Source organism: Oleiphilus sp. HI0123 (assembly GCF_001635315.1).
The window spans coordinates 1-500 of record NZ_LWGE01000017.1; the positions used below are offsets into that span (position 1 = coordinate 1).

Genomic DNA, 500 nt, shown 5'->3' on the forward strand with positions numbered 1-500 from the left:
GCGACTAGCCAAGTGTATGCGGCGTTTATCATTTTCATATAGATCAATTATTTGTTTATCAATGTCATCACGTATACCATTTCTATCGACATCAGGTAAAAAATCAAGAGGCGCAAAGCCCGACATTTCGGCTTTAGCTGCGCTGCATACGATCAGTGCGGTAAATAATATTAAAATCCTTATCACTAAAGTAACCTTCCTTTATGAGACTTAACGCCGCGCTCTGGGGCAAACCGTAGCGCAGCGTAGGTTTGTCCCTAGCAGCGCTTTGTTAGCTTTGTCTAGGTCAGAATGCGGAACTAGAACCTTCATACTTCTTCATCTTTTTGGCTTTTTTTACTGCTGCGATTTCCGCGTCCATCTTGTATTTGAAATCAGATACGTTATAAGAAAGCCACAAATTCAGATTAGGCCATCCACGTTCTAATTTAATTGTCACACCATCTTTATACCAGTAGTGGGTCACTTCCCCTAAGTTTGATGAGCCGTAGGAATTATCG

General features: G+C 41.4%; 2 protein-coding genes. Both read right to left on the bottom strand.

The window, feature by feature from the left end:
- The coding region (locus A3761_RS00225; protein ID WP_156491446.1) for a hypothetical protein at nt 1–186 on the bottom strand (186 nt) is incomplete at its 3' end.
- A gap of 100 nt (nt 187–286) precedes the next feature.
- Nucleotides 287–500, bottom strand: a 214-nt coding sequence (locus A3761_RS28280; RefSeq protein WP_231881092.1) for a hypothetical protein, incomplete at its 5' end; no start/stop codon positions are given.